Source organism: Natrinema altunense, from assembly GCF_000731985.1.
In the GTDB taxonomy this organism is placed as follows: domain Archaea; phylum Halobacteriota; class Halobacteria; order Halobacteriales; family Natrialbaceae; genus Natrinema; species Natrinema altunense.
This window is the reverse complement of record NZ_JNCS01000004.1, coordinates 65,978-92,846: the sequence shown is the minus strand read 5'-3', so window position 1 is coordinate 92,846 and position 26,869 is coordinate 65,978. Positions and strand designations below refer to the sequence as shown.

The 26,869-nt window shown below is 62.7% G+C and carries 22 protein-coding genes; 10 read left to right on the top strand and 12 right to left on the bottom strand.

Annotated elements, in window-relative coordinates; all coding sequences use genetic code 11:
- Positions 1-40: 40 nt before the first annotated feature.
- Both ALTAJ2_RS09435 and ALTAJ2_RS09430 read left to right on the top strand, forming a co-directional pair.
- Positions 41-1,051: a S66 peptidase family protein gene (locus tag ALTAJ2_RS09435; protein ID WP_081603377.1), complete on the top strand. Its 1,011-nt coding sequence runs from the start codon at positions 41-43 to the stop codon at positions 1,049-1,051.
- A 185-nt stretch (positions 1,052-1,236) separates the two neighbouring features.
- Entirely contained in the window at positions 1,237-3,063 is a 1,827-nt protein-coding gene (locus ALTAJ2_RS09430) for a hypothetical protein (protein ID WP_007109849.1), read from the top strand.
- 48 nt (positions 3,064-3,111) lie between these two features.
- Here the strand turns inward: ALTAJ2_RS09430 and ALTAJ2_RS09425 are convergent, their stop codons facing one another.
- The 5 genes from ALTAJ2_RS09425 to ALTAJ2_RS09405 form a co-directional block, all read right to left on the bottom strand.
- Positions 3,112-3,474 (bottom strand): hypothetical protein, encoded by a 363-nt coding sequence (locus ALTAJ2_RS09425; RefSeq protein ID WP_007109848.1) that lies wholly within the window; start codon positions 3,472-3,474, stop codon positions 3,112-3,114.
- Positions 3,475-3,756: 282 nt separating this feature from the next.
- On the bottom strand, positions 3,757-4,155 hold the full coding sequence (locus ALTAJ2_RS09420) for a 2Fe-2S iron-sulfur cluster-binding protein (protein WP_007109847.1): 399 nt from the start codon (positions 4,153-4,155) through the stop codon (positions 3,757-3,759).
- On the bottom strand, positions 4,152-5,549 hold the full coding sequence (locus ALTAJ2_RS09415; RefSeq protein ID WP_007109846.1) for a selenium-binding protein SBP56-related protein: 1,398 nt from the start codon (positions 5,547-5,549) through the stop codon (positions 4,152-4,154). Before ALTAJ2_RS09415 ends, ALTAJ2_RS09420 begins: the two co-directional genes overlap by 4 nt.
- Positions 5,550-5,758: 209 nt before the next feature.
- Positions 5,759-6,670 (bottom strand): hypothetical protein, encoded by a 912-nt coding sequence (locus tag ALTAJ2_RS09410; protein ID WP_144240232.1) that lies wholly within the window; start codon positions 6,668-6,670, stop codon positions 5,759-5,761.
- A gap of 229 nt (positions 6,671-6,899) precedes the next feature.
- Positions 6,900-7,277 carry a 2Fe-2S iron-sulfur cluster-binding protein gene (locus ALTAJ2_RS09405; RefSeq protein WP_007109844.1) on the bottom strand — a complete coding sequence of 126 codons (378 nt, stop codon included), beginning with the start codon at positions 7,275-7,277 and terminating at the stop codon, positions 6,900-6,902.
- Between the two features lie 164 nt (positions 7,278-7,441).
- Here ALTAJ2_RS09405 and rio1 point away from each other — a divergent pair, with 164 nt between their 5' ends.
- From rio1 to ALTAJ2_RS09380, 5 genes are all read left to right on the top strand, one after another.
- Positions 7,442-8,317, top strand: a complete 876-nt coding sequence (gene rio1 / locus ALTAJ2_RS09400) for a serine/threonine-protein kinase Rio1 (protein ID WP_007109843.1) — start codon at positions 7,442-7,444, stop codon at positions 8,315-8,317.
- A 290-nt stretch (positions 8,318-8,607) separates the two neighbouring features.
- The gene (locus ALTAJ2_RS09395; RefSeq protein WP_007109842.1) at positions 8,608-9,108 is read left to right on the top strand and encodes a YfcE family phosphodiesterase; all 501 of its coding nucleotides are present in this window, start codon (positions 8,608-8,610) and stop codon (positions 9,106-9,108) included.
- A 107-nt stretch (positions 9,109-9,215) separates the two neighbouring features.
- On the top strand, positions 9,216-9,773 hold the full coding sequence (locus tag ALTAJ2_RS09390; RefSeq protein WP_007109841.1) for a KH domain-containing protein: 558 nt from the start codon (positions 9,216-9,218) through the stop codon (positions 9,771-9,773).
- Positions 9,774-10,052: 279 nt separating this feature from the next.
- On the top strand, positions 10,053-11,717 hold the full coding sequence (gene thsA / locus ALTAJ2_RS09385) for a thermosome subunit alpha (protein ID WP_007109840.1): 1,665 nt from the start codon (positions 10,053-10,055) through the stop codon (positions 11,715-11,717).
- Positions 11,718-12,306: 589 nt separating this feature from the next.
- The gene (locus ALTAJ2_RS09380; RefSeq protein WP_007109839.1) at positions 12,307-13,299 is read left to right on the top strand and encodes an alanine dehydrogenase; all 993 of its coding nucleotides are present in this window, start codon (positions 12,307-12,309) and stop codon (positions 13,297-13,299) included.
- A 71-nt stretch (positions 13,300-13,370) separates the two neighbouring features.
- Here the strand turns inward: ALTAJ2_RS09380 and ALTAJ2_RS09375 are convergent, their stop codons facing one another.
- The 3 genes from ALTAJ2_RS09375 to leuS all read right to left on the bottom strand — a co-directional run bounded on the left by ALTAJ2_RS09375 (position 13,371) and on the right by leuS (position 18,496).
- A complete protein-coding gene (locus ALTAJ2_RS09375) occupies positions 13,371-14,810 on the bottom strand; it encodes a sugar porter family MFS transporter (protein ID WP_050031457.1) in 1,440 nt (479 codons plus the stop codon).
- Between the two features lie 174 nt (positions 14,811-14,984).
- Positions 14,985-15,749 carry a YqjF family protein gene (locus ALTAJ2_RS09370; RefSeq protein WP_007109837.1) on the bottom strand — a complete coding sequence of 255 codons (765 nt, stop codon included), beginning with the start codon at positions 15,747-15,749 and terminating at the stop codon, positions 14,985-14,987.
- A 98-nt stretch (positions 15,750-15,847) separates the two neighbouring features.
- Positions 15,848-18,496, bottom strand: a complete 2,649-nt coding sequence (leuS, locus tag ALTAJ2_RS09365) for a leucine--tRNA ligase (protein WP_007109836.1) — start codon at positions 18,494-18,496, stop codon at positions 15,848-15,850.
- Positions 18,497-19,273: 777 nt separating this feature from the next.
- Here leuS and ALTAJ2_RS09360 point away from each other — a divergent pair.
- Positions 19,274-21,760 carry an efflux RND transporter permease subunit gene (locus ALTAJ2_RS09360; RefSeq protein WP_007109835.1) on the top strand — a complete coding sequence of 829 codons (2,487 nt, stop codon included), beginning with the start codon at positions 19,274-19,276 and terminating at the stop codon, positions 21,758-21,760.
- A gap of 107 nt (positions 21,761-21,867) precedes the next feature.
- Here the strand turns inward: ALTAJ2_RS09360 and ALTAJ2_RS09355 are convergent, their stop codons facing one another.
- From ALTAJ2_RS09355 to ALTAJ2_RS09345, 3 genes are read right to left on the bottom strand one after another with little or no spacing between them, the layout of a single operon-like run.
- Positions 21,868-22,107 (bottom strand): hypothetical protein, encoded by a 240-nt coding sequence (locus tag ALTAJ2_RS09355; RefSeq protein WP_050031456.1) that lies wholly within the window; start codon positions 22,105-22,107, stop codon positions 21,868-21,870.
- Positions 22,104-23,648: a TrkH family potassium uptake protein gene (locus ALTAJ2_RS09350; RefSeq protein WP_049900574.1), complete on the bottom strand. Its 1,545-nt coding sequence runs from the start codon at positions 23,646-23,648 to the stop codon at positions 22,104-22,106. The genes ALTAJ2_RS09355 and ALTAJ2_RS09350 overlap by 4 nt, the downstream gene beginning before the upstream one ends.
- The gene (locus tag ALTAJ2_RS09345; RefSeq protein ID WP_081603376.1) at positions 23,645-24,328 is read right to left on the bottom strand and encodes a potassium channel family protein; all 684 of its coding nucleotides are present in this window, start codon (positions 24,326-24,328) and stop codon (positions 23,645-23,647) included. The genes ALTAJ2_RS09350 and ALTAJ2_RS09345 overlap by 4 nt, the downstream gene beginning before the upstream one ends.
- 303 nt (positions 24,329-24,631) lie before the next feature.
- Here ALTAJ2_RS09345 and ALTAJ2_RS19150 point away from each other — a divergent pair, with 303 nt between their 5' ends.
- Both ALTAJ2_RS19150 and ALTAJ2_RS09340 read left to right on the top strand, forming a co-directional pair.
- Positions 24,632-25,099 (top strand): hypothetical protein, encoded by a 468-nt coding sequence (locus ALTAJ2_RS19150; RefSeq protein ID WP_144240231.1) that lies wholly within the window; start codon positions 24,632-24,634, stop codon positions 25,097-25,099.
- A 51-nt stretch (positions 25,100-25,150) separates the two neighbouring features.
- Complete coding sequence (locus tag ALTAJ2_RS09340; RefSeq protein ID WP_007109832.1) at positions 25,151-25,921, top strand: SDR family NAD(P)-dependent oxidoreductase; 771 nt, start codon at positions 25,151-25,153, stop codon at positions 25,919-25,921.
- Positions 25,922-25,944: 23 nt separating this feature from the next.
- On the opposite strand, the gene ALTAJ2_RS09335 is transcribed toward ALTAJ2_RS09340, so the two are convergent.
- Positions 25,945-26,745: a hypothetical protein gene (locus ALTAJ2_RS09335; protein ID WP_007109831.1), complete on the bottom strand. Its 801-nt coding sequence runs from the start codon at positions 26,743-26,745 to the stop codon at positions 25,945-25,947.
- Positions 26,746-26,869 lie beyond the last annotated feature (124 nt).

The following is a 26,869-nucleotide window of genomic DNA, read 5'->3' as shown; positions in this document are numbered from 1 at the left end:
AAGTTTTATACAATTCAAATATTATATTACTTATGGATGTATGAAAAAGCCAAGTCCAGCAACGCCGGGAAGTACGGTCGCACTGGTGTCTCCGAGTTCATCGCTGGCGTCTGTTGCCAACCATCGGGTCGACCGGGCGCGGACATTCCTCGAACGGGTCGGGTTCGACGTACGTGAGTACGAGACGACACGTGAGTCAGGATCGTGGGGTGAGCGCCGAGCAGAACGGCGCGCCGAAGATCTGATGGCGGCGTTCCGTGACCCAGATGTGGACGTAATTGTGCCGACCATTGGGGGCTACCGGACGAGTGCACTCTTGCCGCACCTCGATTACGAGGAAATCGCTGTCAACCCGACGATACTGACTGGCTATTCTGATCTCACCGTGTTGGAGTACGCGCTGCTGTCCCAGAGCGAACTCTGTACGTTCCACGGTCCAACGGCGATGCCTCAACTCGGCGAGTATCCGAAACCGTTTGAGTACACGATCGACCATTTCTTCGACGCGATCTCGGGACAGTTGGCAGGTACGATCGAACCGTCGGAATCTTGGACCGACGAGTTCCTCGATTGGTTCGAGCGTCGTGACTTGGAACGACGCCGCAAGCTACACGACAATAACGGATACGAGTGGCTCCGAGAGGGGAGCGCACGCGGGCGACTGTTGGGCGGCCACGCGTACTCCTTATTACACGTTATCGGGACGGACTACTGGCCGGATCACAATGGGAGTATCCTTGTGTTAGAGGAAACAATGGAGGAGTCGTCGCTTCGTGAGATAGAGTCGTACTTTATCGATCTACGGAACGCCGGACTGTTCGAGCAGATCGAAGGACTGGTTGTTGGACGGTTCGAACAGTACGACAGCGAGGAGTCGAAGCGGTTCCGAAAAATAATTCTGTCGGTTACCGAAGAGTACGACTTTCCCATCCTCTACGGTGTCGACGTCAGCCACACCGATCCGCAGCTGACCCTCCCATACGGCGTTGAGGCCGAACTGGACTCCGAAGAGGGGAGCTTTCGGCTCCTCGAAGAGGGTGTTTCGGTCTGAAGGACGGCTACTTGTGTCGATTCGGGGACTGTATGATAACCACATTCTTTTTGCTAACCATAATATTATATTTTATTATGGCAGTGGTTTGTAACACTAGACGTTCCGAATATCGTTCGCTCGCAGCCGACATTGCTGACGACCGTGACGACAAACTCGCCGAGACACTCGATGAACTGTCGGCTATGCGGGACAATATATTTGTTTGTCCAGCGGCGGAACTGGATGAATCGGAGTTGCTAGCTATTCAGCAACACACACTCGAAACGGAGGGCGACGTCGGAATCATCACGGGACGAACCGTTGAGGAAGCACGCGAACTGTACGAGTATGAGGTCGAAGGCAATTGCGACCACGGAATCGTCTTGCGGATGGAAAACCAGTCGATCCATACGTACGACGACGACAGTGAGGTGTTGGTTCGAGAGGACGCGACTGCCGACCGAATCGAGGACCGTTTTGAGGAGTACTCGTCGCTGTCGATGCTGACCAACGGGCGGACGATTCACTCGTTCCTTACCGACGGCTACCTCTGTGGATTCCCAACGACGATGGACGTGGGGTCGTTTGACGGACCACAACCCCACTGCGTTACCGACGGTGAACAGGACTGCCCGCTCGAGGGAACGCTGGTGATGGCCGACGAGTGGTCGTTCGACAACGTCTTTCTCAACTCCTGCTCCCCGATGGTCCCAGCCAACAATATGGAGGGAACAGGTCTACCCGTCCACGTCGGCCTGTCACTGCTCCGGGAGTCGGGAGCGGTGATCGCTGGCTACCGGCCATACGACGGGAAGAATCAGGAGATGGCACTTCACTACGCGCTACTGCGGGCCGGGTACACCGCGGCCGAACGGTGTGAGGTGCTGAACCGGAACGCACATGTAGGGAGCGTCAAATCTCACCCATTCTGCGTGTTCGGTCGTCCGGAGATCACGACCGCCGAGCCGGTCGAACAACAGTACGAAGCGACGATCACGACCGAGAACGGTCGGTGCATCCTCAGTGTGACCGATATCGACTGCAACGTCGTCGACGTGTCGCTCGACCGAGACCGATTCGACGCCCAAGACGGGAAGTACTACGTACGGAACCTTACTGACGAACACGCCGACGCACCGCTATTCTTCACGGCGTTCGAGGAGGGCGAGACGGTTCGTATTCTTTTGTACTCGTGGGGAACGATTCAAACGGACCACCTGCGGCTCGTCGTCGACGACGCCCCCTATCGCGGCGACGAGCTCATGTCTATCTATCAGGCAGTGGAAAACGGCAGAGGGCTGGGAGAGATCGGGTTTCTCGACCGCAAAGCGAAGGGGCAACTCGAAGACCTCGAAAATCAGATCGCCGGATTCACCGACGATCTCACGGCGCAACGTTCCCGGATGAACGCCTATCGGGATGTTCGTCGTCGGGTCGAGACTGCACTCGACAGTATCGACCGAATCCAACACCGTCTCCGAGAGAAGCTGACCGAACGAGGTCCGGGCTTCCTGTCCGGAGAGTACACGGACCGAACCATCCCGAGCGACGTGTTTGAGGCCGAAGAACCGTGTGAGTACTGCGGTCGGCCGGTGTTCGTGAAACGGTTCCGTAATATTCGGGGAAGTGTCACGAGAGATCGAGGGATGTGTCCCCGGTGTCTCAACATCTTCGATGTCCCTCGCTTTGAGGGGACCGACACGTCGTACCCGACAGTAGACAGAGAGTTGTTGTTCGACTCATCGGTCGGCGAGGTGGAGTTCGATGTAACTTTCGAGAATCCCCACGACGTGCCGCTACGGGCGACATACTTCCCGTGGCTCCACTCGGACGATGACGCGATCCGCGGCACCGATTGGTTCGAGCCGAAATCTGTCGAGCTCCGACTCGACCCGAACGAACGGCGAACTGCTTCGTTCGTCGTCGATACGTCCGAACTCCCTACTGGCGAGTACCCGGTGTACGCCTATGTCGTCGGCAACCTCGATATCTTCCTCGGCGTGAAGACGATGGTTATCGGTCACATCTGAGTATCCGGTCAACGGTGGTCCGGGTCGGTCATCGAATCGGCGGTCCCGTCACTCGGCAATCGCCGCTTCGAACGTCTGTCCTGGTTCCCAGTTGGCCGAGTCACGGACGACGCTAGCGATTCGGTCCACGAACGCCTCGGCGTTCATCTCGTCGTCTGCCTTGAATCGTCCTGCGACCGGCGTTAGCGACACGATGCGTACGTCGCTCGATTCGGCTGCGGCAGTAATCTCTGCGACCCCCTCTTGGGTGAGGGACTGATCGGTGGTGAGCATGTCGTACACCACGGTATCCTCGTCTTCGACAGCCAGAAACGGCCGGTCAGCGTCGGCTGCGGTCAGCCAAGATTCGTCATATTCCAATTCTTCGGTGTACTGTACGATTTGCGTGTCGTCGTCTCCTTGCTTGCTCATGTCTGTCTCCTGTGTTTCGTCGCCGAGTCGGTAACGACCCGAATACAGCAGTTAGATACTCCCCCCAGCGATTAATATTTTGTTATATGTTTGGAGATTAAATGTGGCATATTACACGATATCCCCTTCTCCGAGAGATCATCTCGATTATACCGTTTATTAACATCCTGTATTATAGTCCAGTCTGACGGATAATCTGTGCTGTCGGGGGTGGCGGATTCACACTCGAAACGCTCTCTGAAAGCAGTTCGGTGACTGATATTGCATCGTCGGATTCCTGAGTTACTTCCAGGGGTTTTCGACCAGTTCCGACTGCACGCTCGAGCCGACCGCGATCCGACAGTCGGCTCGTGGCGATGCGACGCACAGCAGCACGTACCCCTCCGTTCGGTGTCGATCCTTCAGCGCACGGGGTCGGCGCTGGTACGCGAAGATGTCCTCGACGGTGGCGTCCGGGTCCTTATCACCAGCCGCTTGGCTCGGCCCGTCGTTCCCGAGCAGTCGGCCAGTGCAGGTCCCGCAGGCGCCTGTCAGACAGCCATGGGGAAGGGCGATGTCCGCCCGATCGGCGGCCTCAAGCACCGTCTCGTCTTCGCGAGCCGAAATCGTCCGTGTCCGACCGTCGGGCCACTCGAGGGTGACCGCGTGGCTCGACGACCGGTCGTTCGAGTGCCCGCTCACTGCCAGACATCGCTCGTACAGTCGCCGTCGGGCCACCGGATCTCGTGGGCGCGGGCAGGTCCCTCGGGGCACTCCCCCCAGTCGACGAGGAAGTCCTCGTCGAGTTCGAGCGTGCCGTTGCGGGAGTCGACATCGGCTTTCAGCATCACCGACCCCTGCTCACCCTCCTCGGGGTAGAACTGTTCGTCCCACGACGAGAACAGCGACGTCGTCCAGTAGAGGCGCTCGCCGTCGAGCGAGAGTTGTATCATCTGTGGGCCGGCGTTCAGTTCGCGGTCCTGTACTTCCTGTACGTCGCCGAAGGTACCGCCGACCGAGAGCGAGTCGGCTCGCCGCGGGTTTGCCGGGTCCGAGATGTCGTACATCCAGACCTCGCCGTGGAGCCAGTTCGAGCCGAACAGGTACCGATCGTCCATCGAGATCAGGATATCGGTCGTCAGGCCCGGAACGGGCATCTCCCAGTCGGGGTGCTCCCGGCTCTCGAAGTCGATCGCCTTCTCTGCGTGGTACTCGCCCGCGTCGTCACGCCAGAAGTGGAATATGTTCGACGAGAGCGCGGCCCCGACGAAGCCGTGGGTCGATTCGGGGGTGTGGAGGAATCGCACCTCGAGGGGGATCAGTCCCTCCTCGCCGAGATCGATCGTCTGCTCGACGGTACCGTCCTCCCAGTCCCAGAAGTGGAGTTTCTGACCGTACTTGCCGGCCTCCACGTCGTCGAGGTCGAAGCCCGGATAGTAGGTCTTCGGCGCGGCCCACTCGCTAGAGACCATCACGTTCTGGCGGGGCTGGTACCAGTAGTCGTAGTTCATCTCGATCTCACCCGGCGGCTCCCACCGCCCTTCGATCTCGAAGTCCTCGTTCAACTCGAGGAAGCCGCCCGGTAACTCGCCGTCGGCGTCGCCGAGCATGCTGATCAGGATCTCGCCGTCGGGGATACAGTGGACGGTGTGCGGTGCCGAGAGGTCGTATTCGAAGACCTCCTCGGGTTCGATTACCGTCTCCAATTCGGGATTCCGCCGGTCTTTCGCGTCGATCACGTGGATCCGCGAGGAACGCTGCCCGGGAACGATCAGGTGTCGCCGCTCGAGTTCCTCCACGTGACACGACGACGAGCAGGCGTTCCACCCGAAGTGGTGGAGTTCGTCGCCGCGGTTGGGCAGTTCGATGCGGTCGACGATTTCGCAGTAGGTGTCCGAGTCGGGATCGAGGTCGACGACCGCCACGAAGTCCGGCGCGTCGACATCCGTGCCGACGTAGAGGCTCATCACGTAGGCCAGTTTTTCTCGCTCGCCTTCCTCGATGGCGGCCTGGGGCGTCGCGTAGCCGGGCCCCTGGTGGTGCTGTTCGTGGTCGTGGTCCGGTTCGGCATCGCTATTTGTACTAGCGTCACTCATCGTATTCCCCGACCACAAACACGTAGTTAAGTCTAGTCGGGTACCGTACCGAACGTGTTCGTGTTACCGATCGCTCTTCGAACGGAATCCGTTCATGAACGCGCCCCATCCGGCGGGTCCGCTTTATCGAACAGTCCTCTGTCCAATACTCGCCTTCGTGGAACGGGACGATAGCTCTGAAATCGACGGCTTCCAACCGCCTCCGATTCTCATTTGCGATACGCTGCTAAGACGTTTATTTCCGGCTCCGACTGGACCGTTCCAACGATCCGTAGCCCGTGTTTGTGCCCCATATAGACCAAATTATAGGCAAAATCCCCGTTGTGGTACTCTCCGGAGGGTGAAAATCGAATCTGGGCCGTCTTCCCTTCCTTATTGAGTGGGAGCCGGTAGTTTATCCATTCTATCTTTCCACTGATTGTATCTTCTATAACTTCGGTTGCATCGAGAGGATCGTAGGCCTCCAAAAACGGCTTCCAGGACTCGCGGCCTTTCTTTTTGAGTTCTTCTCGTTGTTGATACGCGGACTGAAAGCGATCGTCGGTGTATAATTTAACTATCTCACCGTTCGTGAACTCCGCAGATGTCGGAATCAGCATCGTTTCGGGTCTCGGCGTGTCGACAACGACGTTCTTCGGCGGCAGATCGAGCAAGATCAGTTGCTTCGGTGGTTTCCGTATCCGTTCGGGATTGACATACCAGCCATCTTGTGATAGCCGATTTTGCACGACGCCTATCCGATCCGGGTGTTTTATAAAATACTGGAGTAGGAGCTGTATCAACTGCCGTTGTGGGGTATTTATCTCGTTGAGTCTGATTTCGTTTTTTCTTCTCCCAAACCGCGTGTAGCTACCTGTTTGTCCACCGCCTGCTCTCAAAAACGGCGTCACCATGTTAACGATATCCGGCGGTTGAATCTCTATACCGATCCCGAACTCCTTCTTTATCTCTTTCACGTCTTCCTTCTGAACCGTGATCGTGATCGACTCCTCTATTTTCGCTTTTGGGCGAATAACGGCGTCGTAGAACGAGTTTATTCGTTTGTCGTCGATGAAATGCGGTGCATCCAACAACCATCTGGGTAGCTCTTGGAGGTCTTCATTCTGCTCTTCCTGGCTCATATCTGTGACCACGACACAAAGGAGTAAAAGCATTGGTTATGGCTGCTAGTTCAGTCACGTAGCCTGTCAGCCATGCTCGAGGTCACCCGGGAAATATCGTTGCGTCCGTATGGGTTGATTCCTGCTTTTCGCATTTCCCGAAACTGCAGTATTCGGACGTGCTGAGAGCGGGGTCCGTCTCGCGAAAAAAGCGATCGGTCGCGGTCGTATCCGACGGACCGCGAGGACCTTACGCCCAGGGGCTGTCACCGACTTCGGCACGGACCCGCGGTCCGACTTCGATACGGCAGTCCGCTCGTGGGGAGGCGATACACAACAGGACGTAGCCGTCGCCCTGTTCGTCGTCGGTCAGTGCCTGTGGCGGCCGCTGATAGCCGAACGCGTCCGCGACGTCGAGCGGCCGGTCCGTCCCGTCGTCGTCGGATTCGTCGTCGTCCTCGAGCGCGAGCAGTCGGCCCACGCAGGTGATGCAGGTCCCGGCTCGGCAGTCGTACGGCAACCGGACGCCGAGTCGCTGGGCCGCTTCGAGTACCGTCTTGTTCTCGTCGACGTCGATCGTCCGCGTCCGGCCGTCGGTCCACTCGAGTGTCACGTCGTAGCTCGTCATCGGTGGCCCTCGACTGTCGGTCGCCGCTCGGTCGTGGAACTCACGGTCGGGTATACGACGGACAGGGGAAAAAGAGTGGAGTGTCCGCCCGTCCGCTCGCCGTCGGTGCGCCCGATCGACCGAGCCCCAGTATTTACCCGCACCCGGCGCGTAGGGCCGGACAGATGGGACAGGGAACGGAGTTCGGACTGGTCGACCTCGAGGAAGCCGACACCCCGGGTGACGAGTGGGAGGAGATCGATATCTCGGAGACCGAGGCCGATCGCATCGCACGGAAGCGCGACCGGGAGTTCGAGCAGTTCGAGGAGCGTATCAAGGACGCTGACCAGTTCAAGGTCGAGCAGTCGGTGTTCGACGACGCGACCTTCGCGGCGCTGTACAAGCTGGTCCAGGACGGCTACGTCGAGGCCTTCGGCGGGCCGCTCTCGACAGGTAAGGAAGCCAACGTCTACCACGCGCTGGGCGACGACCGCGAGGTCGCGGTCAAGATCTACCGGATCAACGCCTCGAACTTCAATCAGATGCGGGAGTATCTCGAGGGCGATCCCCGATTCGAGGGGTTAGGCGGTAAGAAGAAAGACGTCGTCCTCGCGTGGACGAAAAAGGAACTAGCGAACCTCCGGCGGGCGAAAGCGGCCGGCGTGCGGGTTCCGGACCCGATCGCGACCGAGCGCAACGTGCTGGTCATGGAGTACATCGGGACCGACGACGGCCGCGCGAAACGGCTCGGCGAGGTCCACATCGAGAACCCGCAAACCGCCTACGAGGTCATGCGCGAGTACATGCGCCGGCTCTACTCGGCCGGCCTGATCCACGGCGACCTGAGCGAGTACAACGTCGTCTTCGACGAGACCGAGGGCCAACTCGTGTTCATCGACCTCGGCCAGGCCGTGACGGTTCATCACCCGAACAGCCGCGACTTCCTTGAGCGGGACTGTCGAAACGTGTCGGGCTTTTTCTCGCGGCAAGGGCTCGAGGTGACGGCGGACGACCTCCTCGAGTTCGTCACGAGCCCGGAGCCGGACCCGTCGCGGGACTGAGGGAGCGCCGTCGCCGGCGCGTTCGAGATCGGGCCGCTTACACCGGTCGCGACTTGCTCCGGTGGTGACTGGGTGCCGATGTGGCTAACGAGCGGAAGGCCATCGCACGGAACGTCGAATTCGGCACCGAGACCCAGCCTCGTGGATACTCGGTGGCCAAATATACCGTTCGAACTCGGGGCACGGACGCGGCTTCGACTCGGAGCAAGCGGTGACGCGTTCCCGCGAGTTCGTGGTTTTTCCTTCCGATCATCCCAACGTTCTTTATTACCCTCATCACGCACTCGAGTATGGACATCGGCATCGTCTCCGACACCCACGACAACGTCGCAGCCGTCGAACGGGCGACCGAGGTCTTCGCGGCGGACGGCGTTGAGGTCGTCATTCACTGCGGCGATTTCGTCGCGCCCCTGATGGTCGACTACTTCGAGGGGTTCGAACTTCACGGCGTACTCGGGAACCACGACGGTGACGTCGCGAACATCCAAGCGGCGTTCGACCGACTCGGCGGCGAGAGCCGCCTCCACGGCCGCTTCGCCCACCTCGAGTTCGACGGCCTTTCGTTCGCCGTCCTCCACGGCGAGAGTCTCGAGGAGGTCGAGTCGATCGCGGCCGCCGAGACCTACGATTTCGTCTGCTACGGCCACCACCACGAACGCGAGTTGTCGGAAACCGGCCGGACGACGGTACTCAACCCCGGCGCACACGTGCTGGCGTCCGAGGCTGACCGCACGGTCGCGATCGTCGATACTCGCTCCGAATCGGTCCGATTCCGGTCGCTTCGCGAGTAGCTGCCTTCGATCGCTCCGTGACTCGAGCCAGCGCGTGCGACGATGTCACGGCGCACCCGGTGTTCGCGGACCAAGCGCTTAACCTCGCCCAGCCAGTATCGGACAGTATGCAGCACGTGAAGATTCCGCAGGACCGCATCGGCGTTCTCATCGGCGAAGGCGGCGAGACGATGCGCGAGATCGAGGCGGCGGCCGAAGTGCGACTCGACATCGACTCGGAGAACGGCTCCGTCGCCGTCGAAACGGTCGGCGATCCCGTGCTCGGCCTCAAGGGCCCCGAAATCGTTCGCGCGATCGGCCGCGGCTTCGCGCCCGAGGACGCCCTGCGGCTGCTCGAGGACGACATGATGTTGTTCGACGTCGTCGACATCGACGCCGCCGCGCGCAACAAAAACGACATGAAACGCAAGAAGGGGCGGCTCATCGGCGAGGGCGGCCGGACCCGCGAACTAATGGAAGAGCTAACCGGTGCCGATGTCGTCATCTACGGCTCGACGCTGGGCATCATCGGTGCGCCACAGGAGGTCGACGCCGTCCGCACCGCCGCCGAGATGCTCCTCGACGGCGCGCCCCACGGCGCGGTCTACTCCTTCCTCGAGGAGAAGCACAACGAGATGAAACACAAGGGGATGGAGTACCACCGGTTCCCCGGCGGACAGTCCTGACCGTTCTCCCGTTACGATTGCCGCGCATCACGGATCCCGTTGTCCACGACCGGGCCGATCGTTCGAACCGCTTTTCCATCGGTAGCCGCCTTCTTTCCGAATCGCCAGCGACGCGGGATCTACCCGGCGATTCTCATACAGTGTGACTATATATACCCGGAGAGCACTCGCATCGAAAACGCACGACAGGGAGTACCTCGAGCCACCCTGTCCGATTAATTGGGAAAAGCTTATATAGAATCACAATCAATCCTTCGAGTGACTATGGCTCAACAGCAGATGGGCAACCAGCCCCTTATCGTACTCTCGGAGGACAGCCAGCGAACCTCCGGGGAGGACGCGCAGTCGATGAACGTGCAGGCCGGGAAGGCCGTCGCCGAGTCGGTTCGGACGACCCTCGGCCCGAAGGGGATGGACAAGATGCTCGTCGACTCCTCGGGCAACGTCATCGTCACGAACGACGGTGTCACGCTGCTCTCGGAGATGGAGATCGATCACCCCGCGGCCGACATGATCGTCGAAGTCGCCGAGACGCAGGAAGAGGAAGTCGGTGACGGAACGACGAGCGCCGTCGTCGTCGCCGGCGAACTCCTCAGCCAGGCCGAGGACCTGCTGGACCAGGACATCCACGCGACCACCCTCGCACAGGGGTACCGAGAGGCCGCCGAAGAGGCCACCGCGGCCCTCGAAGAGATCGCCATCGATGTCGACGAGGACGACACCGAGATCCTCGAGCAGATCGCCGCGACGGCGATGACCGGCAAGGGCGCGGAGAACGCCAAGGACCTGCTCTCGGGGCTCATCGTCGAGGCCGTTCGCGCGGTCGCAGACGACGACGGCGTCGACACGGACAACATCAAAGTCGAGAAGGTCGTCGGCGGCTCCGTCGAGAACTCCGAACTCGTCGAGGGCGTCATCGTCGACAAGGAGCGCGTCTCCGAGAACATGCCGTACTTCGCCGAGGACGCCGACATCGCGATCGTCGACGGCGACTTAGAGATCAAGGAGACCGAGATCGACGCCGAGGTCAACGTCACCGACCCCGACCAGCTCGAGCAGTTCCTCGAACAGGAGGAAGCACAGCTGCGCGAGATGGCCGAGCAGGTCGCCGACGCCGGTGCCGACGTCGTCTTCGTCGACGGCGGCATCGACGACATGGCCCAGCACTACCTCGCACAGGAGGGCATCATCGCCGTCCGTCGCGTCAAGTCCAGCGACCAGGCCCAGCTCGCTCGCGCGACCGGTGCCTCGCCGGTCTCGAGCGTCGACGACCTGACCGAGGACGACCTCGGCGCTGCCGGTAGCGTTGCACAGAAGGAGATCGCCGGCGACCAGCGCATCTTCGTCGAGGACGTCGACGACGCCAAGGCCGTCACCCTGATCCTCCGCGGCGGTACCGAGCACGTCATCGACGAGATCGACCGCGCCGTCGAGGACTCGCTGGGTGTCGTCCGGACGACCGTCGAGGACGGGAAGGTGCTCGCCGGCGGCGGCGCACCCGAGATCGACATCTCGCTCTCGCTGCGCGACTACGCCGACTCCGTCGGCGGCCGCGAGCAGCTCGCCGTCGAAGCCTTCGCGGACGCGCTCGAGGTCATCCCGCGTACGCTGGCCGAGAACGCGGGTCTCGATCCCATCGACTCGCTGGTCGAGCTTCGCAGTGCCCACGACGGCGGCGACACCGCCGCCGGGCTCGACGCCTACACCGGCGACACCATCGACATGGACGCCGAGGGCGTCTACGAGCCGCTGCGCGTGAAGACCCAGGCCATCGAGTCCGCCACCGAGGCGGCCGTCATGCTGCTGCGCATCGACGACGTCATCGCCGCGGGCGACCTCGCGGTCTCCCACGATGACGACGACGAAGACATGCCCGCCGGTGGCCCCGGTGGCATGGGCGGCGGCATGGGCGGTATGGGCGGCGGCATGGGCGGCATGATGTAAGCGAGGTCCGAGCACACCGACGACCTCGAGACGACGCCGCGAGCCAGCAACCGACTTCCCGTTCCGGGGTGGCGTACTGTCCCGGAAGCGGAATTCGGTCCGACACCACTCTTCGTTTCGGGACGCTTCGCGTTCCTCCGTATCGGCTGTCAGCCCGCTCGTTCCGCCGGTTCGAGTCGGCCCAGCTTCGTTTGCCGTTTGGTCTCGCTTCCGAATCCGATCCTCGAGCCGCTGCGATCGCCCTCTCGACGGGTGACCGCTCGTGACCGGCCGTCCCGAAACGTTCATGTATTTTCACGATAATAGTTGCGAATGACGAACGCCGCCGCTCCGACACGACCCGTCGGCAGTGCCTTCGGCGGGGCCGCGGACGGGTAGCCGAGCGGGAGGTCGCTCGAACGCGGCGCGGCCCTCGAGTGGCCCGTCGGCTGGCATTGGACGCGACATCTGTACTCGACGTGCCGGTACCCTGGTCCGTGGGGTCGATTGCCACTGCTCATTAGTGTTGATTAGTGTACATATTGCTCTCATACCGCATACACCCGTTGAACCACGATAAACTAAGTAGTAGCCCGCAATAGCCGCGAGTATGACTACGCTTCTGTTGGATAGCGATGATGTCAACGAGTACGCACGACTGTCCGCCGTCATCGATGCGATCGAACAGGCCTTCGGTGCGTTCGAGCGCGGCACCACACAGATGCCCGCGAAATCCTACATCGATCTCCCGCAGTACAACGGTGACTTCCGATCGATGCCCGCCTACCTCGATACGGGCGACTGGGACGCGGCCGGCCTGAAGTGGGTCAACGTCCATCCGGACAACCCCGCGGATCACGATCTCCCGACGGTACTGGGGACGATGATCTACTCCGATCCCGAGACCGCGCTCCCGCTTGCCATCATGGATGGGACGGCGCTGACGATGAAACGAACCGGTGCGGCGGCCGCCGTCGCCACCGACTACCTCGCCGTCGAGGACGCCTCGAGTCTCGGACTCGTCGGGGCCGGCGTCCAGTCGTACACGCAACTCGAGGCGATCAGCGAGATTCGACCGATCGAGGAAGTCGTCGTTTCGGACCCCGACGAGGAGCGCGTACAGCGATTCGTCGAGACCTACGAGGACCGCTTCGACATCCGCAGTGGCTCGATTTCCGAAGCCGGTCACTGTGACGTGTGTTCGACCGTGACGCCGGTCGAGGATCCGATCGTGGGACTCTCAGATGTCGGCGAGCACACACACATCAACGCGATGGGGGCCGACGCCGAGGGGAAACACGAACTGCACGACGAACTGCTGGACGCGGCGCGGATCGTCATCGACGACCACGAGCAGTGTACCCACTCGGGCGAGATCAACGTTCCCTACCACGAGGGCGTGTTGACCGACGACGACATCCACGGCGAAATCGGCGAACTCGTCGTCGGCTCGAAGGCGGGACGGACCGAGGAGACGGGCGTTACGGTCTTCGATTCGACCGGGCTCGCGATTCAGGACGTCGCAGCCGCGCGGGTCGTCTACGAGACCGCCCGCGAGGACGGTGCCGGCACCGACTTCGGACTGATCGATACCGACCAGTAGACGTCGACTCGCCGGCCGTCGACCGGCCGACGTGATCGCTATTTTTTCGATCGGAACGCCGTTCTCGAGCGTCAGTCGTCCGTTTCCGTCGCCTGCGGGCGTTCGCCGGCCTCGGCTCCGAACGCCGTCTCGCGGAGATCGGCCTCGATCGCCTCGAGCGACCGCCCTTTGGTCTCGGGCACGAGCCGATAACAGAAGAGCAATGCGAGCACCGAGAGTGCGCCGTACAGCCAGAACGTCCCCGTCTGTCCGACCACGTCGATCAGTCGCAGGAAGGTCAGGGACACGAGCAGGTTGCCGGCCCAGTTGACGACGGTGACGACGCCCATCGCCGTCCCGCGGATCTCCGTCGGATAAATCTCGGAGATCAGCAGCCAGAAGACCGGCCCCAGTCCGATCGCGAAGAACGCGACGTACAACATCAGGCTCCCGGTCGCGATCCAGCCGATCGCGCCCGAGAGACCGGGCAGGTAGAACGCGACTCCCAGGACGGCGAGCATGACGCTCATCCCGGCCAGTCCCAGGAGCAACAACGGACGGCGGCCCGTACGGTCGATCAACAGCACCGCAACGACGGTCATGACGACGTTGACGACGCCGATACCGACGGTCGCCAGGATCGAGGCGGTGTCCGCGAAGCCGGTCGACTCGAGGATCGTCGGCGCGTAGTACATGACCGTGTTGATGCCGGTCACCTGCTGGAACGCCGCCAGGCCGACGCCGACGATCAGCATCGGTCGCACCCACGGCTCGAAGAGGTCGCGGAGCGTCCCGGACTCGGTGTGGATCGTCTCCTTGATCTCGCGCAGTTCGTCCTCGACCTGGGTCTCGACGCGGGTACTGGCGAGCACCTCGCGAGCGTCGCTTTCGCGGCCGTGTTCGTAGAGCCAGCGGGGGCTCTCGGGCATGAACAGCATGCCGACGAACAGGACCGCGGCGGGGACCATGCCGAGGCCGAGCATCCAGCGCCACTCGCCGCTGGCGGAGAACGCGAAGTTCACGAGGTAGGCGATGAGGATGCCGCTGGTGATCGTCAGTTGGTTGAGCGAGACCAACGACCCACGGATCTTCGGCGGTGAGATCTCGGAGATGTACAGCGGACCGACGACCGAGGCGAACCCGACGCCGATCCCGTCGACGATTCGACCGACGATCAGTATCTCCACGGTCGGCGCGATCGCCATGATAAGCGACCCGACGAAGAAGACGACGGCACCCACGAGGATGAGTCGCCGTCGACCGAGTCGATCCGCGAGGCGGCCGCCCAGTGCCGCCCCGATGATCGCACCGATCATCGCCCCGCTGACGATGATCCCCTCGATCAGCGAGGCGTTCATCGAATAGCCGAAGACGGTCGCCAGTTCGAACGTGTTTCGAATGTACAACATCGCGCCGGAGATGACGCCGGTGTCGAACCCGAACAGTAGCCCGTTGAGCGCGGCCAACGCCGCGACGACGTAAATGAACGAATTCCGGTCGTTGCCGGTCGTTCCTGTGCGTGTCATTGACATCGATACTGTGTGGAGATATTGTTTCACATCATAGTTAACAAACCTAACGATACGCGTCCACACGGGACAGGTCCGTGGCGCTCGCGTTCGAGACGCGACACGGGACCGTCTCGGCGTTTCGACGGCCCGCCGACGGCCCCGTACGGGTGGTTGTGGCTTCCCGTCGAGGCGCGGTCAGTGTTCGAGTCGCCGCGGCACCGAACCGGTCATCGATAGTTCGTCCGCGTAGTGGACGAGCGGGTCGCCGGTCGGCGTCGGCAGGCCGTTGGCCGAACGCATCGTGTTCTCGTGAATCGTCACCGTAGCCGGCTGGAGCGGCCACGGGTCGTGTGCGATTTCGCCGGTCAGGACGGTGTCGGCGTCCGGAGCGTAGAACCGTCGGCGCGCGGTAAGCCAGTGTGTGAGCGTGCTGGGGTCGGCGGTGAAGACCTCGCCGTCGGGGCGGTAGGTCGCGTCGAACCGGGGGAGACCGTCGTGCGCCGTCTCACCCGCTTGTCGTTCGCTGTGGAATGCCACGTGGTTGGCTTCGGTGGCCCCGATCCGCATCCGGGCGCGGTAGACGGGCAATCTCGCCGCCCGGCCGACGGTCGCCGCGACGAACGAGTTTCCGACGTCGATACTGAAGAAGAACAGGCCCGGATGGCCCCGATGTCTGACGTCGGTCCGAACGTTGAGTTCGCCGAAGGCCAGCCGCGTGATCGACGGGATGCCGCGAAGCCCCACGTTCGTGAGCACGAACGGGAGCACGCTCAGCCAGGCGCGGCCGTCCCGCGTCTCGAGCGTCAACTGACCGGGGACGTGCGGACGAAGCGCGTCGGGGTCGACCGGCCAGTGGGTGAACAGCCCGTCACGCCACGTCATCGACGTGATGTGTGGCGCGGTCGACGACGCCCCATCCACGACCGGCCGTCGGACGGGAGCCGTACGGTGTGCGTTCATTCTCGACGCTACCCGGTGCTGTCACGACCCTACCACGAGCCGGGGTATAAATCGGATCGCTTGCTGTCGGTTCCGATGGCGGTTCGGTCGGCGCGCTGTCAGTCGTCGATTTCGATCGCGGGCCGTCCGGGCTCGGCGTTCGCGAGCACGTCCTCGTCGGCCTCGGCGGCGCGAACGACGCGCACGGGGGCGTCGAACTCGCGCTCGATCAGCCACGCCGCGGACTCGAGGGCCGCGTACTCGTCGTCCGACTCGAGCGACATCGACAGCGCCTCGCGCTCGGCCTGCAGGTCCTGTCCGTAATCGGCCGCGGCGTCGCCCCGTTCGCGGATGTGACTCTCCTGCATGAGTTCGCCGATCAGGTTCTCCGCGTCGCTCTCGATCGCGATCTCTAAGGCGTCGTACTTCCACTCGGGCGCGACGACCACGTCGATCCCGGTGGGGTCCTCGATCCCGGCGACGTCGACGATGTCGCGGATGTCTTCGCGGGTGTTCTCGACCAGTCGGCGGCGCTTGTCGACGTAGTCGCGGTCGACCTCGGCGGTCGGCCACGCGGCCTCGGCGACGAACCCGTCGCTGCCCAGTTCGTCGTACAACTCCTCCGCGATGTGGGGCGCGACCGGCGAGAGCAGGCGGACCACGGCCGACAGTCCGCGCTCGTAGGTCTCGGCGTGGGGCTCGGTGTAGTCGGCGTATTGGCGCAGCGTTCGCACGAGGTCCTGCGTTTCCCGCAGCGCCTTGTTGAACGTCAGGGCCTCGTACTCCTCGCTCGCGATGGCGATCGTCGCCTCGATCTCCGCGTCGACGTAGCTCGCGACGGCGTCCGCGTCACCGTCCGGTTGCTCGTCGACGTAGCTTTCGACCATCCCTTTCAGTCGCTCGAGGAAGGCGTACGTCGACTGGACGCCTTCTTCGCTCCAGTCGAAGTCGCGTTCGGGCTGGGCGGCCTGCATCATGAACAGGCGTGCGGTGTCCGCGCCGTACTCCTCGACGATCCGCTGGGGTGAGACGACGTTCCCCTTGGATTTGGACATCTTCTCGCCTTCCAACTGGACCATCCCCTGTGCCAGCAGGTTCGTGAACGGCTCGCGGTGCTCGAGTCCCTCGTTGTCGGCCAGCACCTTCGTGAAGAACCGGGAATAGAGCAGGTGCATCACGGCGTGCTCGATGCCGCCGACGTACTGGTCAACCGGCATCCAGTCGTTGGCACGCTCGCGGTCGTAGGGGGCGTCCTCGAGGGCCGGCGAGACGTACCGCAGGAAGTACCACGAGGAGTCGACGAAGGTGTCCATCGTGTCGGTTTCGCGGGTCGCGTCGGCCCCACACTCCGGGCACGTGGTCCGTTGCCACTCCTCGGCGGCGTCCAGCGGGTTCCCGGTCGTGTTGATGAACTCGGGAAGTTCGACCGGCAGCTCCTCGTCCGGGACCATCACGGGGCCACAGTCGTCACAGTGGACGACCGGGATCGGCGTTCCCCAGTAGCGCTGCCGGGAGATTCCCCAGTCGCGCAGTTGATACTGCGTGGCCTCCTCGGCGCTGTCGATGTCCTCGGTCAGCCGTTCGCGGGCGGTTTCGCTGTCCAGCCCGCTGTACTCGCCGGCGTCGATCAGAACGCCGTCCTCGGTGTAGGCCGCCTCGCTCACGTCGGGCGCGGTCGGGTCCTCGTCGCCGTCGGGTTCGGGGGCGATGACCGGCCGGACATCGATCCCCATCTTTTCGGCGAAGGCGTGGTCGCGCTCGTCGTGGGCCGGCACGGCCATCAGTGCACCCGTCCCGACGTCCGAGAGGACGAAGTCCGCGACGTAGACCGGGATCTCCTCGCCGGTAGCGGGGTTCGTGGCGGTCAGGCCGGTTTCGACGCCGTTGGGTTCGTCGCCGTCGGGATCGGCTTCGTGGTCGATGAACCGACGAATCTCGTCGTCTTCCTCGGCCAATGCCTCGCTGATCGGGTGGTCCGGCGCGAGCGCGAAGAAGGTCGCCCCGTGGATCGTGTCGACGCGGGTCGTAAAGGCCTCGACCGGGCCGTGGTCCTCGACGTGAAACTCGAGTTCCGTCCCGTACTGGCGGCCGATCCAGTTGCGCTGCATCTGTCGCACCGAGTTGGGCCACCCCTCCAGGTCGTCGATCGCCTCGAGCAACTCGTCGGCGTACTCGGTGATCTGCAGGAACCACTGCTCGAGCTCGCGCTGCTCGACGGGCGTATCACAGCGCCAGCAGAGTTCGGCCTCGCCCTCGACCTGCTCGTCGGCGAGGACGGTCTCGCAGTGGGGACACCAGTTGACTTCGGCGTCGCGGCGCTCGACCAGCCCCTCCTCGTGGAACCGGGAGAACAGCCACTGGTTCCACTGGTAGTACTCCGGCGTACAGGTGGTGATCTCCCGATCCCAGTCGTAGCCAAAGCCCATCGCGGTCATCTGGTCGCGCATCGTATCGATGCAGTCGAGCGTCCAGTCGCGGGGGTTCGTGTCGCGCTCCTTGGCCGCGTTTTCCGCGGGGAGCCCGAACGCGTCCCACCCCATCGGGTGGAGGACGTCGTCGCCCCGCATCCGCCGGTAGCGAGCGTATGCGTCCGTGATCGTGTAGTTACGGACGTGGCCCATATGGAGCTTCCCGGACGGATACGGGTACATTCCGAGGACGTACGTCGGGTCCTCGACGTTGTCGGGCGTCCGAAAGACGTCCGCCTCGTCCCACGCCTCTTGCCAGCGCCGTTCGACCGTCGCGTGGTCGTATCCCGCGTCGCTCATTTGCTTATATACCTCTAGAACGGGACGCCACCCTATACCTTTCCATACACTAGCTCGCTTTGCCCGGACCGGCGATGGCAGCTTCGAGACGGCTGTCCGTCGGTCGGCGATATAGTCGCCACTGAACCGATTGACACACTGCCCGCAACGTCGTCATGCGGTCAGGTGTGCACTGACTTGCAGTGGCTACTATCGCGTCCTCGAGCGCGGCGAGTAGTCCCCTTCGCCGATGCCGCGTCGCCGCGCTCGTGCCGGTGCCTCGATCCCCTTGTCAGCGGTGTCCGTTCGGCCGTACCGATCGCACCGTGCCCGTGTTGTGGCAGTTGCTCGAGCGCGTATTAAAATGATATTCAACTAGCAAAGAGTGTTATTTTAGTCCAGCAAAACCGGGCCCGAACGTGCTTCAGCCTTTCTCAAATTCCCATTCAGTCCGATATCTGCGAAAGTATTTTGATATAATAATTTCATATACCACGCATGACGATCCGATCGGACAGGTGCCAACACTGGCGTCGCCGCTCGTTCGGGCTCGAACGGACGAGTGAACGGGGGGTGACGGAACGTCCAACCGCCGCGTAGCGTCATCGTGCCGATGCCGTCGCCACGTAGTCACGTTGCCGTCGCCGGACGACGGCCCGCAGGTAGCGCGGGGTGCCGGTTCGTGGCGGGCTGTGGCGGTTCGATCACGTCGGGACCCGCGACCGCTGGCACGGCGCTCGAGACCCGAACCCGAGAGCGAGACAGTGCCGTCGATCGATCGACGCTCAACTCGTCCCCATGACTAGGGTCGGACACTGGATCGACGAGGCGATCACGCAGTCGACCGCCCTCATCGTCTCCCGCCCGCGTGTAATCGTTATCTGTTTTCTACTCTTGACCGCGTTGTTCGCCGCCGGAATCCCGCTGGTCGAAACGGAGACCGATCTCCGCGAGCGATATTCCGACGGCCTCGCAGTCAAAGAAGCGCAAGACGCCGTCGAAGCGGACTTCGAGGGACCGTTTACGGCCGAGGGTGAGACGACGCGACTCGTCCATGACGGCACCGATGTCCTCACGCGCGAGGAACTCCTCCACGTTCTCCGCCTGCTCGAGCGAATCGACGATCGGCCGACGCTCAGAATGCAGTCCGCGAACGGCCCCGCGACGATGGTCGCGCAGGCGCTCGAGCCCGGTGCGGACACGCCGGCCGAACAGCGCCGGGCCGTCGAACGGGCGACGGACACCGAACTTCGGCAGGCGGTCCGCGAAGTCGGCTCGAGGCGGGCGTTCTCGAGGCTGGTCTCGGAGGACTTCAACCGCGATCAGGCGTCGGCATCGGCGTCGATAACGGTGATCTCCCACGACGTGCCATCCGAGTTCGACGACGAGGACATGGAAGGTATCCTGACGACGATCGATACGATGGCGGCCGACGAACCGGCCGATATCCGCGCGTTCGGTAGCGGTATCGTCGACTCCGAACTCGAAGACGTCATCAGCGATTCGTTCGTGATGGTCATGCCCGTCGTCGTGGCGCTGCTTTTGGGCTTCCTTGCCGTCGCCTACCGGGACCCCTTCGATCTGCTACTCGGTCTGATCGCGTTGCTGATGACGATGGTCTGGACGTTCGGGTTCCTCGGCTACGTCGGGATACCGTTCGGGCAGGAGATGATCATCGTTCCCGTCCTGTTGTTGGCCGTCGGCGTCGACTTCGGGATCCACATCATCAACCGCTATCGCGAGGAAAAGCTCCGGGGTGACGACACGGTTCCCGCGATGCGTACCGCGACGAGCCAGCTATCGGCCGCCTTTTTCATCGTGACCGCCACCGCGGTCTTCGGCTTCGGAGCGAACGTCTTCGCCGACCTCGAGCCGATGCGGGAGATGGGTCTTGTGGCTTCCGCCGGGATCGTCTTTACGTTCGTCATCTTCAGCGGGTGTTTGCCCGCGATGAAGCTGCAGGCCGACCGCTTCCGGGACCGACACGACGTCCGGGAGTTCAACTCGACCCCGATCGCCTCCGAGGAATCCTCGCTCGGTCGGCTGCTGGCCGTCTCCGCGACGGTCGGCAAGCGCGCTCCGGTCATCATGGTCGTTCTCCTCTTACTCTTCGGGGCCGGGATGGGTGCGTACGGTACCGGCGTCGAAACCACGTTCGAGGAGGAGGACTTCCTCCCGCCCGAAGAGGAGGCGTGGTACGTCGATTACGTCCCGGAACCGTTCGCCCCGGGCGAGTACACCGCCACGGAGACGCTCAACCTGCTCGAGGGGCGGTTCGCGGCCGATCAGGATCAGTCGATAACGATGTACGTCGAGGGGCCGTTCGAGGAGGACCACGCGCTCGAGGCACTGGCGGCCCCTGACGATGATCCCCCGGAGACGCTCGCCGTCGGGCCGAACGGACGGGCGGAATCACGGAGTATCGTCTCCGTGATTCGGTCCCATGCCGACGCGGACCCCGAGTTCGCTGCGCTGGTCGCCCGTAACGACCGGGACGGGAACGGCATTCCCGACAGCAATCTCGACCGGATCTACGACGAGTTGTTCGCGTCGCCGGCAGGGCCATCGGCGGAACGGTACCTGACTCCCGACCGACGAGCGGCCCAGGTCGAGTACACCATCGAATCGGACGCCACGATCGACGAAATCGCAGCGGACGGAGCCGATCACGCCGACTCCTTCCGGTACACTGCAACCGCGACGGGCACCCCCCTCATTTACAATGCGATCACCAACAGTCTGTTCGACTCATCGATTCAGGGGATGGTACTCGCACTCGTGCTCTCGACGGTCTTTCTCGTGATCGTGTACGGCGTTCTCGAGGGGAAGCCGTGGATCGGTCTCATCAACGTGTTTCCGATCCTGATCGCCGTGTCGTGTCTGCTCGGCACGATGCGGCTGCTCGATATGCCGCTCAACGCCGTCACGGGGCTGCTCCTCTCGTTCGCCATCGGACTCGGCGTCGATTACGCGGTCCACTTTATGCACCGGTTCGTCGACGAATACACTGCCCACCCGGAGGCGGTATCGGCGCTTACGACGACGCTGTCGAGTACCGGCGGTGCGCTCACCGGCAGTATGCTCACGACATCGATCGGAACGGGTGCGCTGATGCTCGCGATCACGCCCGTGCTCGGTGACTTCGGGCTCCTGATCGCGTTGAGCGTGTTCTACTCGTTTGCCGCATCCATCGTCGCCCTGCCGCCGGCGTTGGTCCTGTGGGATCGCGGTGTCACGTCCGACGCGACCGGTACCGCGCGGCTCAAAGCGCTACTCGGAGCCTAACCGGCGTGTAACCCCATCGATGACGCCGACCCACGGGCCGTCGTCGCGACGTCTCACGCGGCCGGTCGATCGCCGCCGACGTGGCTCGTCCCCCGATCCAACACGGGTTATGGATGTCGTATCCAGTCGGGGCGTCCCGTCGTCGTGAGGGCGTTGTAGATCGTGTAGCCGACGAATCCGACGACGTAGCCCGCAACGATGATCGTCGTCGCTGCGGTTCTGCCGACGACAGTGACGAGCACGATCAGGAGCGGTCCGAGAACCAGATAGAGGTTCAAAACCGTATCGCTCGGTCCCGCGTTTACGATCCACGTGAGGAGCCGACTGCGGTAGCGGCGCCGGCTCATTCGTAGATGCCACCCCGCCAAAAGAGTGCGCGAAGCGTTACGAGAATGGGAATGATCTCGAGTCGCCCGATCCACATGTTCAGGATGAACGCGACCTTGCCAGCCGTCGGCAGCGAGTGGGGGCCGGTGATCCCGGTCGAGAGACCGATGTTCCCCTGTGCACTGGCGATTTCGAAGAGGATCTGTTCCAGCGGATAGGCTCCACTCGGGAGCGTCGCTAAGAGGACGAACACGCTCACCGCCAGGAAGACGAACCAGAGAAGCGCGATGATCGCCGCTTCTCCGAACTCTCGAGGGCCGTCTTCCTCGTCGAGGACGCGGTCGTCGATCCGAAACCGATGGACGGTACTGTCGGGGTAGAAGACGTAGGAGACGCGAAACCGGATGCCCTTCACCAGCATTATCAATCGAATGAGTTTGATGCCGCCCGCGGTAGAGCCGGCGGCGGCACCGACGACCATCGCGAAGACCAGCGTGAGAAGCGCACTCGTCGGCCAGTCCCCCAGCGAGAGGGGCGTCGGGTCGGTCGCCGTCTGGAAACCCGCGGCGGTCACTGCTGAGACGAACTGGAAGACGCCGTATCGGAGCGCTTCCGTGACCGAATCGTACGCCGTCGAGACCGACAGCCAGAGCGCCCCCGATCCGAGCAGGAGAACCGCGGCCAACCATCGCGTCTGCACGTCCGTATACAGCCCCCGCAGATCACCCTGGAGGACGAGGTAGTGGATCGGGAACGCAATGCCGCCAGCGATCATGATCGGGAGCAAGACGGCTTCGATGACGACGCTGTCGTATGCGCCGATCGAGCCGTCGATGACCGAGAACCCGCCGGTCGAAATACCCGTCATGCCGTGATTGATCGCCTGCCACGGCGGCATTCCGGCCAGCCAGAGCGACAGGATCGCGATCGACGTGAAAAGCAGGAAGATCCACCAGATGGTGCGGACGGTCGAGACGATACTCGGGTGAATCTTCTGTGAGCGCGCTTCGCTTTCGTACACCGTCAACGACCCGCTCCCCGGACGGGCGAGGATCGCCGTCGTCAGCACGATCACACCAACGCCACCGACCCATTCGATTATACTCCGCCACCATTGTAGCGTCCGGGGAAGCGAACTCTCGTCTGTGGTCATGGTCAATCCCGTCCCGGTGAACCCGCTCATACTCTCGAAGAGCGCGTTCAGCGGACTCGCGAGTGCGTCGATGCTCTCCGTTGGAGGCGGAGTCTCGAGCCCGGCGGGTGCGACCGTCACGACCCAGGCGGTCGTGAGAAAGGGCAGCGAGCCGAACGCCGCGATGGCGAGCCAGCCGATGGCGGCGATCATCATGCCGTGGAGTTTGTCCGGCGGGGCGGCATCGGCGAACGCCGTCGAGAGCACCCACCCGATCGTTACCGGTATCACCCCCGACACGACGAGGCCGGGAATCGCGTAGTACTCCCCCCAGACGAGCGGAACGAGGATCGACACCAGGACCAGCCCCCCGAGAACCCGTAGCATCCACCCGAGATCGCGTCCGATCGGTGCCACTGTGGTTCTCATCGGTAATCGTCGAAGAACCCGAAGAGATCCGTCACCGCCGGATCGGTCCCGCGCCCGGAGTAGACGGTGAGCCGGTCTCCAGCCCCGATTTCGGTCGTCGGCCGAGCGATCCGTGGCCCGCTGCCGTCCTCGGGGACGACGGCGACGACGAGCACGTCGCCGGGAATCAAGCCGCCCGATCTGGCTTCCTCGAGGGTCTGTCCGGCGATCGGTGCCGCGTCGGCGACATCGATCTCGAAGACTTCCGCATCGTCTTCGACGGGCATGTAGTCGATGATCGCGGGCTGTCGTGCCGTCCGGTAGAGCGATTCGGCGGCGAGTTGGTCGGGACTTTTGACCGCGTTGACGCCCATCTTGCGGAACAGTTCCCGGTGTTCGGGTTGGTGCAGAACGGACACGACGGTCGGAATCCCGAGTTCGGTTGCGAGCAGACAGACGAACAGGTTCGTTGCGTCCAGTTCGAGCGTCGAGATGAGCGCATCGGCCCGAGCAGCGCCCGCCTCTTTGAGCGTCTCCTCCCTCGTCGCGTCCTCGTTGAGGACCAGACAATCGTACTCGTTCGCGACGTCGTTCGCTCTCGTCACGTCGTGCTCGACGACCACCACGTCGTTTCGAGAGCGTGATGCAATATCCACTAGCAGGCTGCCGACGTTCCCTGCCCCGACGACGATGAAGTGCATCGCCGTAACGTTTCAAAGTGAATCACATAAGTCACCCTGGTATTGGACTCGGCTGACGAGAACGCTCGAACCGGGTGCGCACGAACCGGTTCCAGCAGCATTCGCATCAATGGGACGACAGCCCTCCGTACCGATCGCACACTTGGCGTGTGCTCGAGCGCACAGCAACGGTGAGTCCACTGAACCGTCGTCAGTTCGCCGTTCAGACCGCCGCTGAACGGCGACGAGTGACGTTGTTCGGATTCTAAACTGCGACCCTATAGTGTCAAAAGATATTTATTTCGCTGGTAGTCTCTATACTGTATGGACCGACGTGGCTTTTTGACCACGATAGGATGCAGTTCCGTTCTTGGATTCAGCGGTTGTAGTATGTCAGGAAAAAACAAGCAAGTCAAGACGACTCACCGCCACATTAAATCGAGTTCAGTATGGAACGGAATCTCAAGCGACGTTTCACAGACAATATTCGTCCCAGATGTCGTACTAAAAAATTCACACGCCAATATACACACAACTATTGACATCAGATGTCCTGAACATATGGATTTGAAACCAAAGAAAACGACAGTCCTGTTGATCATTGATGATATAGTTGACAAGTGGAATAGAGAATGGGATGGCTCTAACCAACAGTCTGGTACGTTAGCGGCTGAGGTAGATGGAGGAGGAACGGTATCGATCGTTTCTCAGACTACGTTTTCTTCTGGTGGCTCTGTTGACACGACAAGGTATGAAAAAATAAGCAATGAGTCCTTGGAAAATTCTACCTAACTTCCGTCCGATAGCAGGTGGTTTTATCTTCGACCCGATTCATCAGGTGCTATGATAGCAGACGACACTGTCTTAGTCACGGGAGCGAGTCAGGGTCTGGGTCGCGAAATCGCCGTCGCGTTCGCCGACGAGGGTGCGACCGTCGTCCTCGCGGCGAGGAGCGACGGCATATACGAGACCGCGGAACTGATCGACGCTCCCGATCGAACGCTGGCGGTCGAGACGGACGTGACCGATCCCGAGTCGGTCGAAGACGCCGTCGACGCGGCGGTCGACGCGTTCGGCGGGCTGGACTGTCTCGTGAACAACGCCGGAATCGCCGGCCCCACCGCGCCGCTCGAGGAGACGAGCGACGACGAGTGGCTCGAGACCCTCGATGTCAACGTCGTCGGCGTCGCTCGCGTCACGCGGGCGGCGGCTCCCCACCTCCGCGAGTCGGCACAGGGGAGCGTCGTCAACATCGCTTCGATCGGCGGCAAGCGGCCGTACGCCAACCGAACTCCCTACGCCGCCTCGAAGATGGGATTGATCGGAGTCACGCGCGCACTGGCCGCCGAGTTCGGCGCCGACGGGGTGACCGTCAACGCGATCTGTCCCGGCCCGGTCGAGGGCGATCGCATCCGGAGCGTCTTCGAACGGCAGGCCGAGGAGGCGGGCGTTCCCGTCGACGCGGTCGAAGGGGAGGTCCGCGAGAGCCTCATGCTCGACGACCTGGTGCCGCCCGCGGAGGTCGCCGATCTGGCCGTCCACCTCGCGAGCGCCGAGTCGCGACACGTCACGGGCCAGGATATCAACGTCTCGTCGGGCGGCGCCTGGTACTAGCCCGCTCGACTCGAGACACGTCGTTAAAGGACGGCGAGGACCGCAACGAGCAGGCCGAGACCGACGAGTATCCCACCCGCGGCCTGCTGGACCCTGATCTCCGAGCGCACCTGCTCCCGTTGGGTCTCGAGGGTGCCGGTCGCGATGACGAGCGGCGTCTCCTCGGTGCCCCGGAGGACGTAGCCGTCAGCCGTCTCGGTCAGTTCGCCCCGAACGACCACTTCGTCGCCGTCGCGGACGACGGTTGCCTGATACTTGTCGGGCATGGTGGTCTTTCCGCCGACGCTCACGTTGAACTCGAGGTCGCTGACGAGCCCGTCCTCGTCCGCCAACCCCGTCCGCTCGAGGAAGCGATTGATCGGGCCGAGGTCGCCGAGGTAGGACTCCGTCGCCGGATCGCCGAGAAACAGCGCCGACGAGTCGAAGGGGTCGTCGTCCGCGTCGAGCGCCAGCGTCGCCGCGTCCACGCGGACGCGATCCCAACTGTGATCGACGGCGAACTCGCCGACCGCAAGCTCGGCCTCGGCGGTCCGCCACTGGCTGCCGTTCGCCGAGGGCCGCTTCCGGCGGACCCGCCACGCCCAGAGCGCGGCCGACTCGTTCCCGTCCGAATCGGGACCGGTCCGCGTCGGTGTCGCCGGGTCGGAGACGCGGACCCGGCCGCTGATCGTCGTCTCGTCGCCCGGTTCGATCCGTTCGTTCGCCGCCGACGCGAGTTCGCCGATCGTCTCCTCGCGATCGTCGAGCTCGCCGGCTCGAGACAGCACGATGCCCCCGAACAGGAGAAAGGCCCCGGCGACGACGAGTGCGAACACTTGGACCATGACCGGACAGTTATCATCCGAATACAATAATCGCCCGACTGATCTCCGGTGCGGGTCCACATCGGCGCGGGCTCGCGATTGTCGTTCCGACGCCGTGCTCGAGCGGTGACCCGTCCGGCCGCTT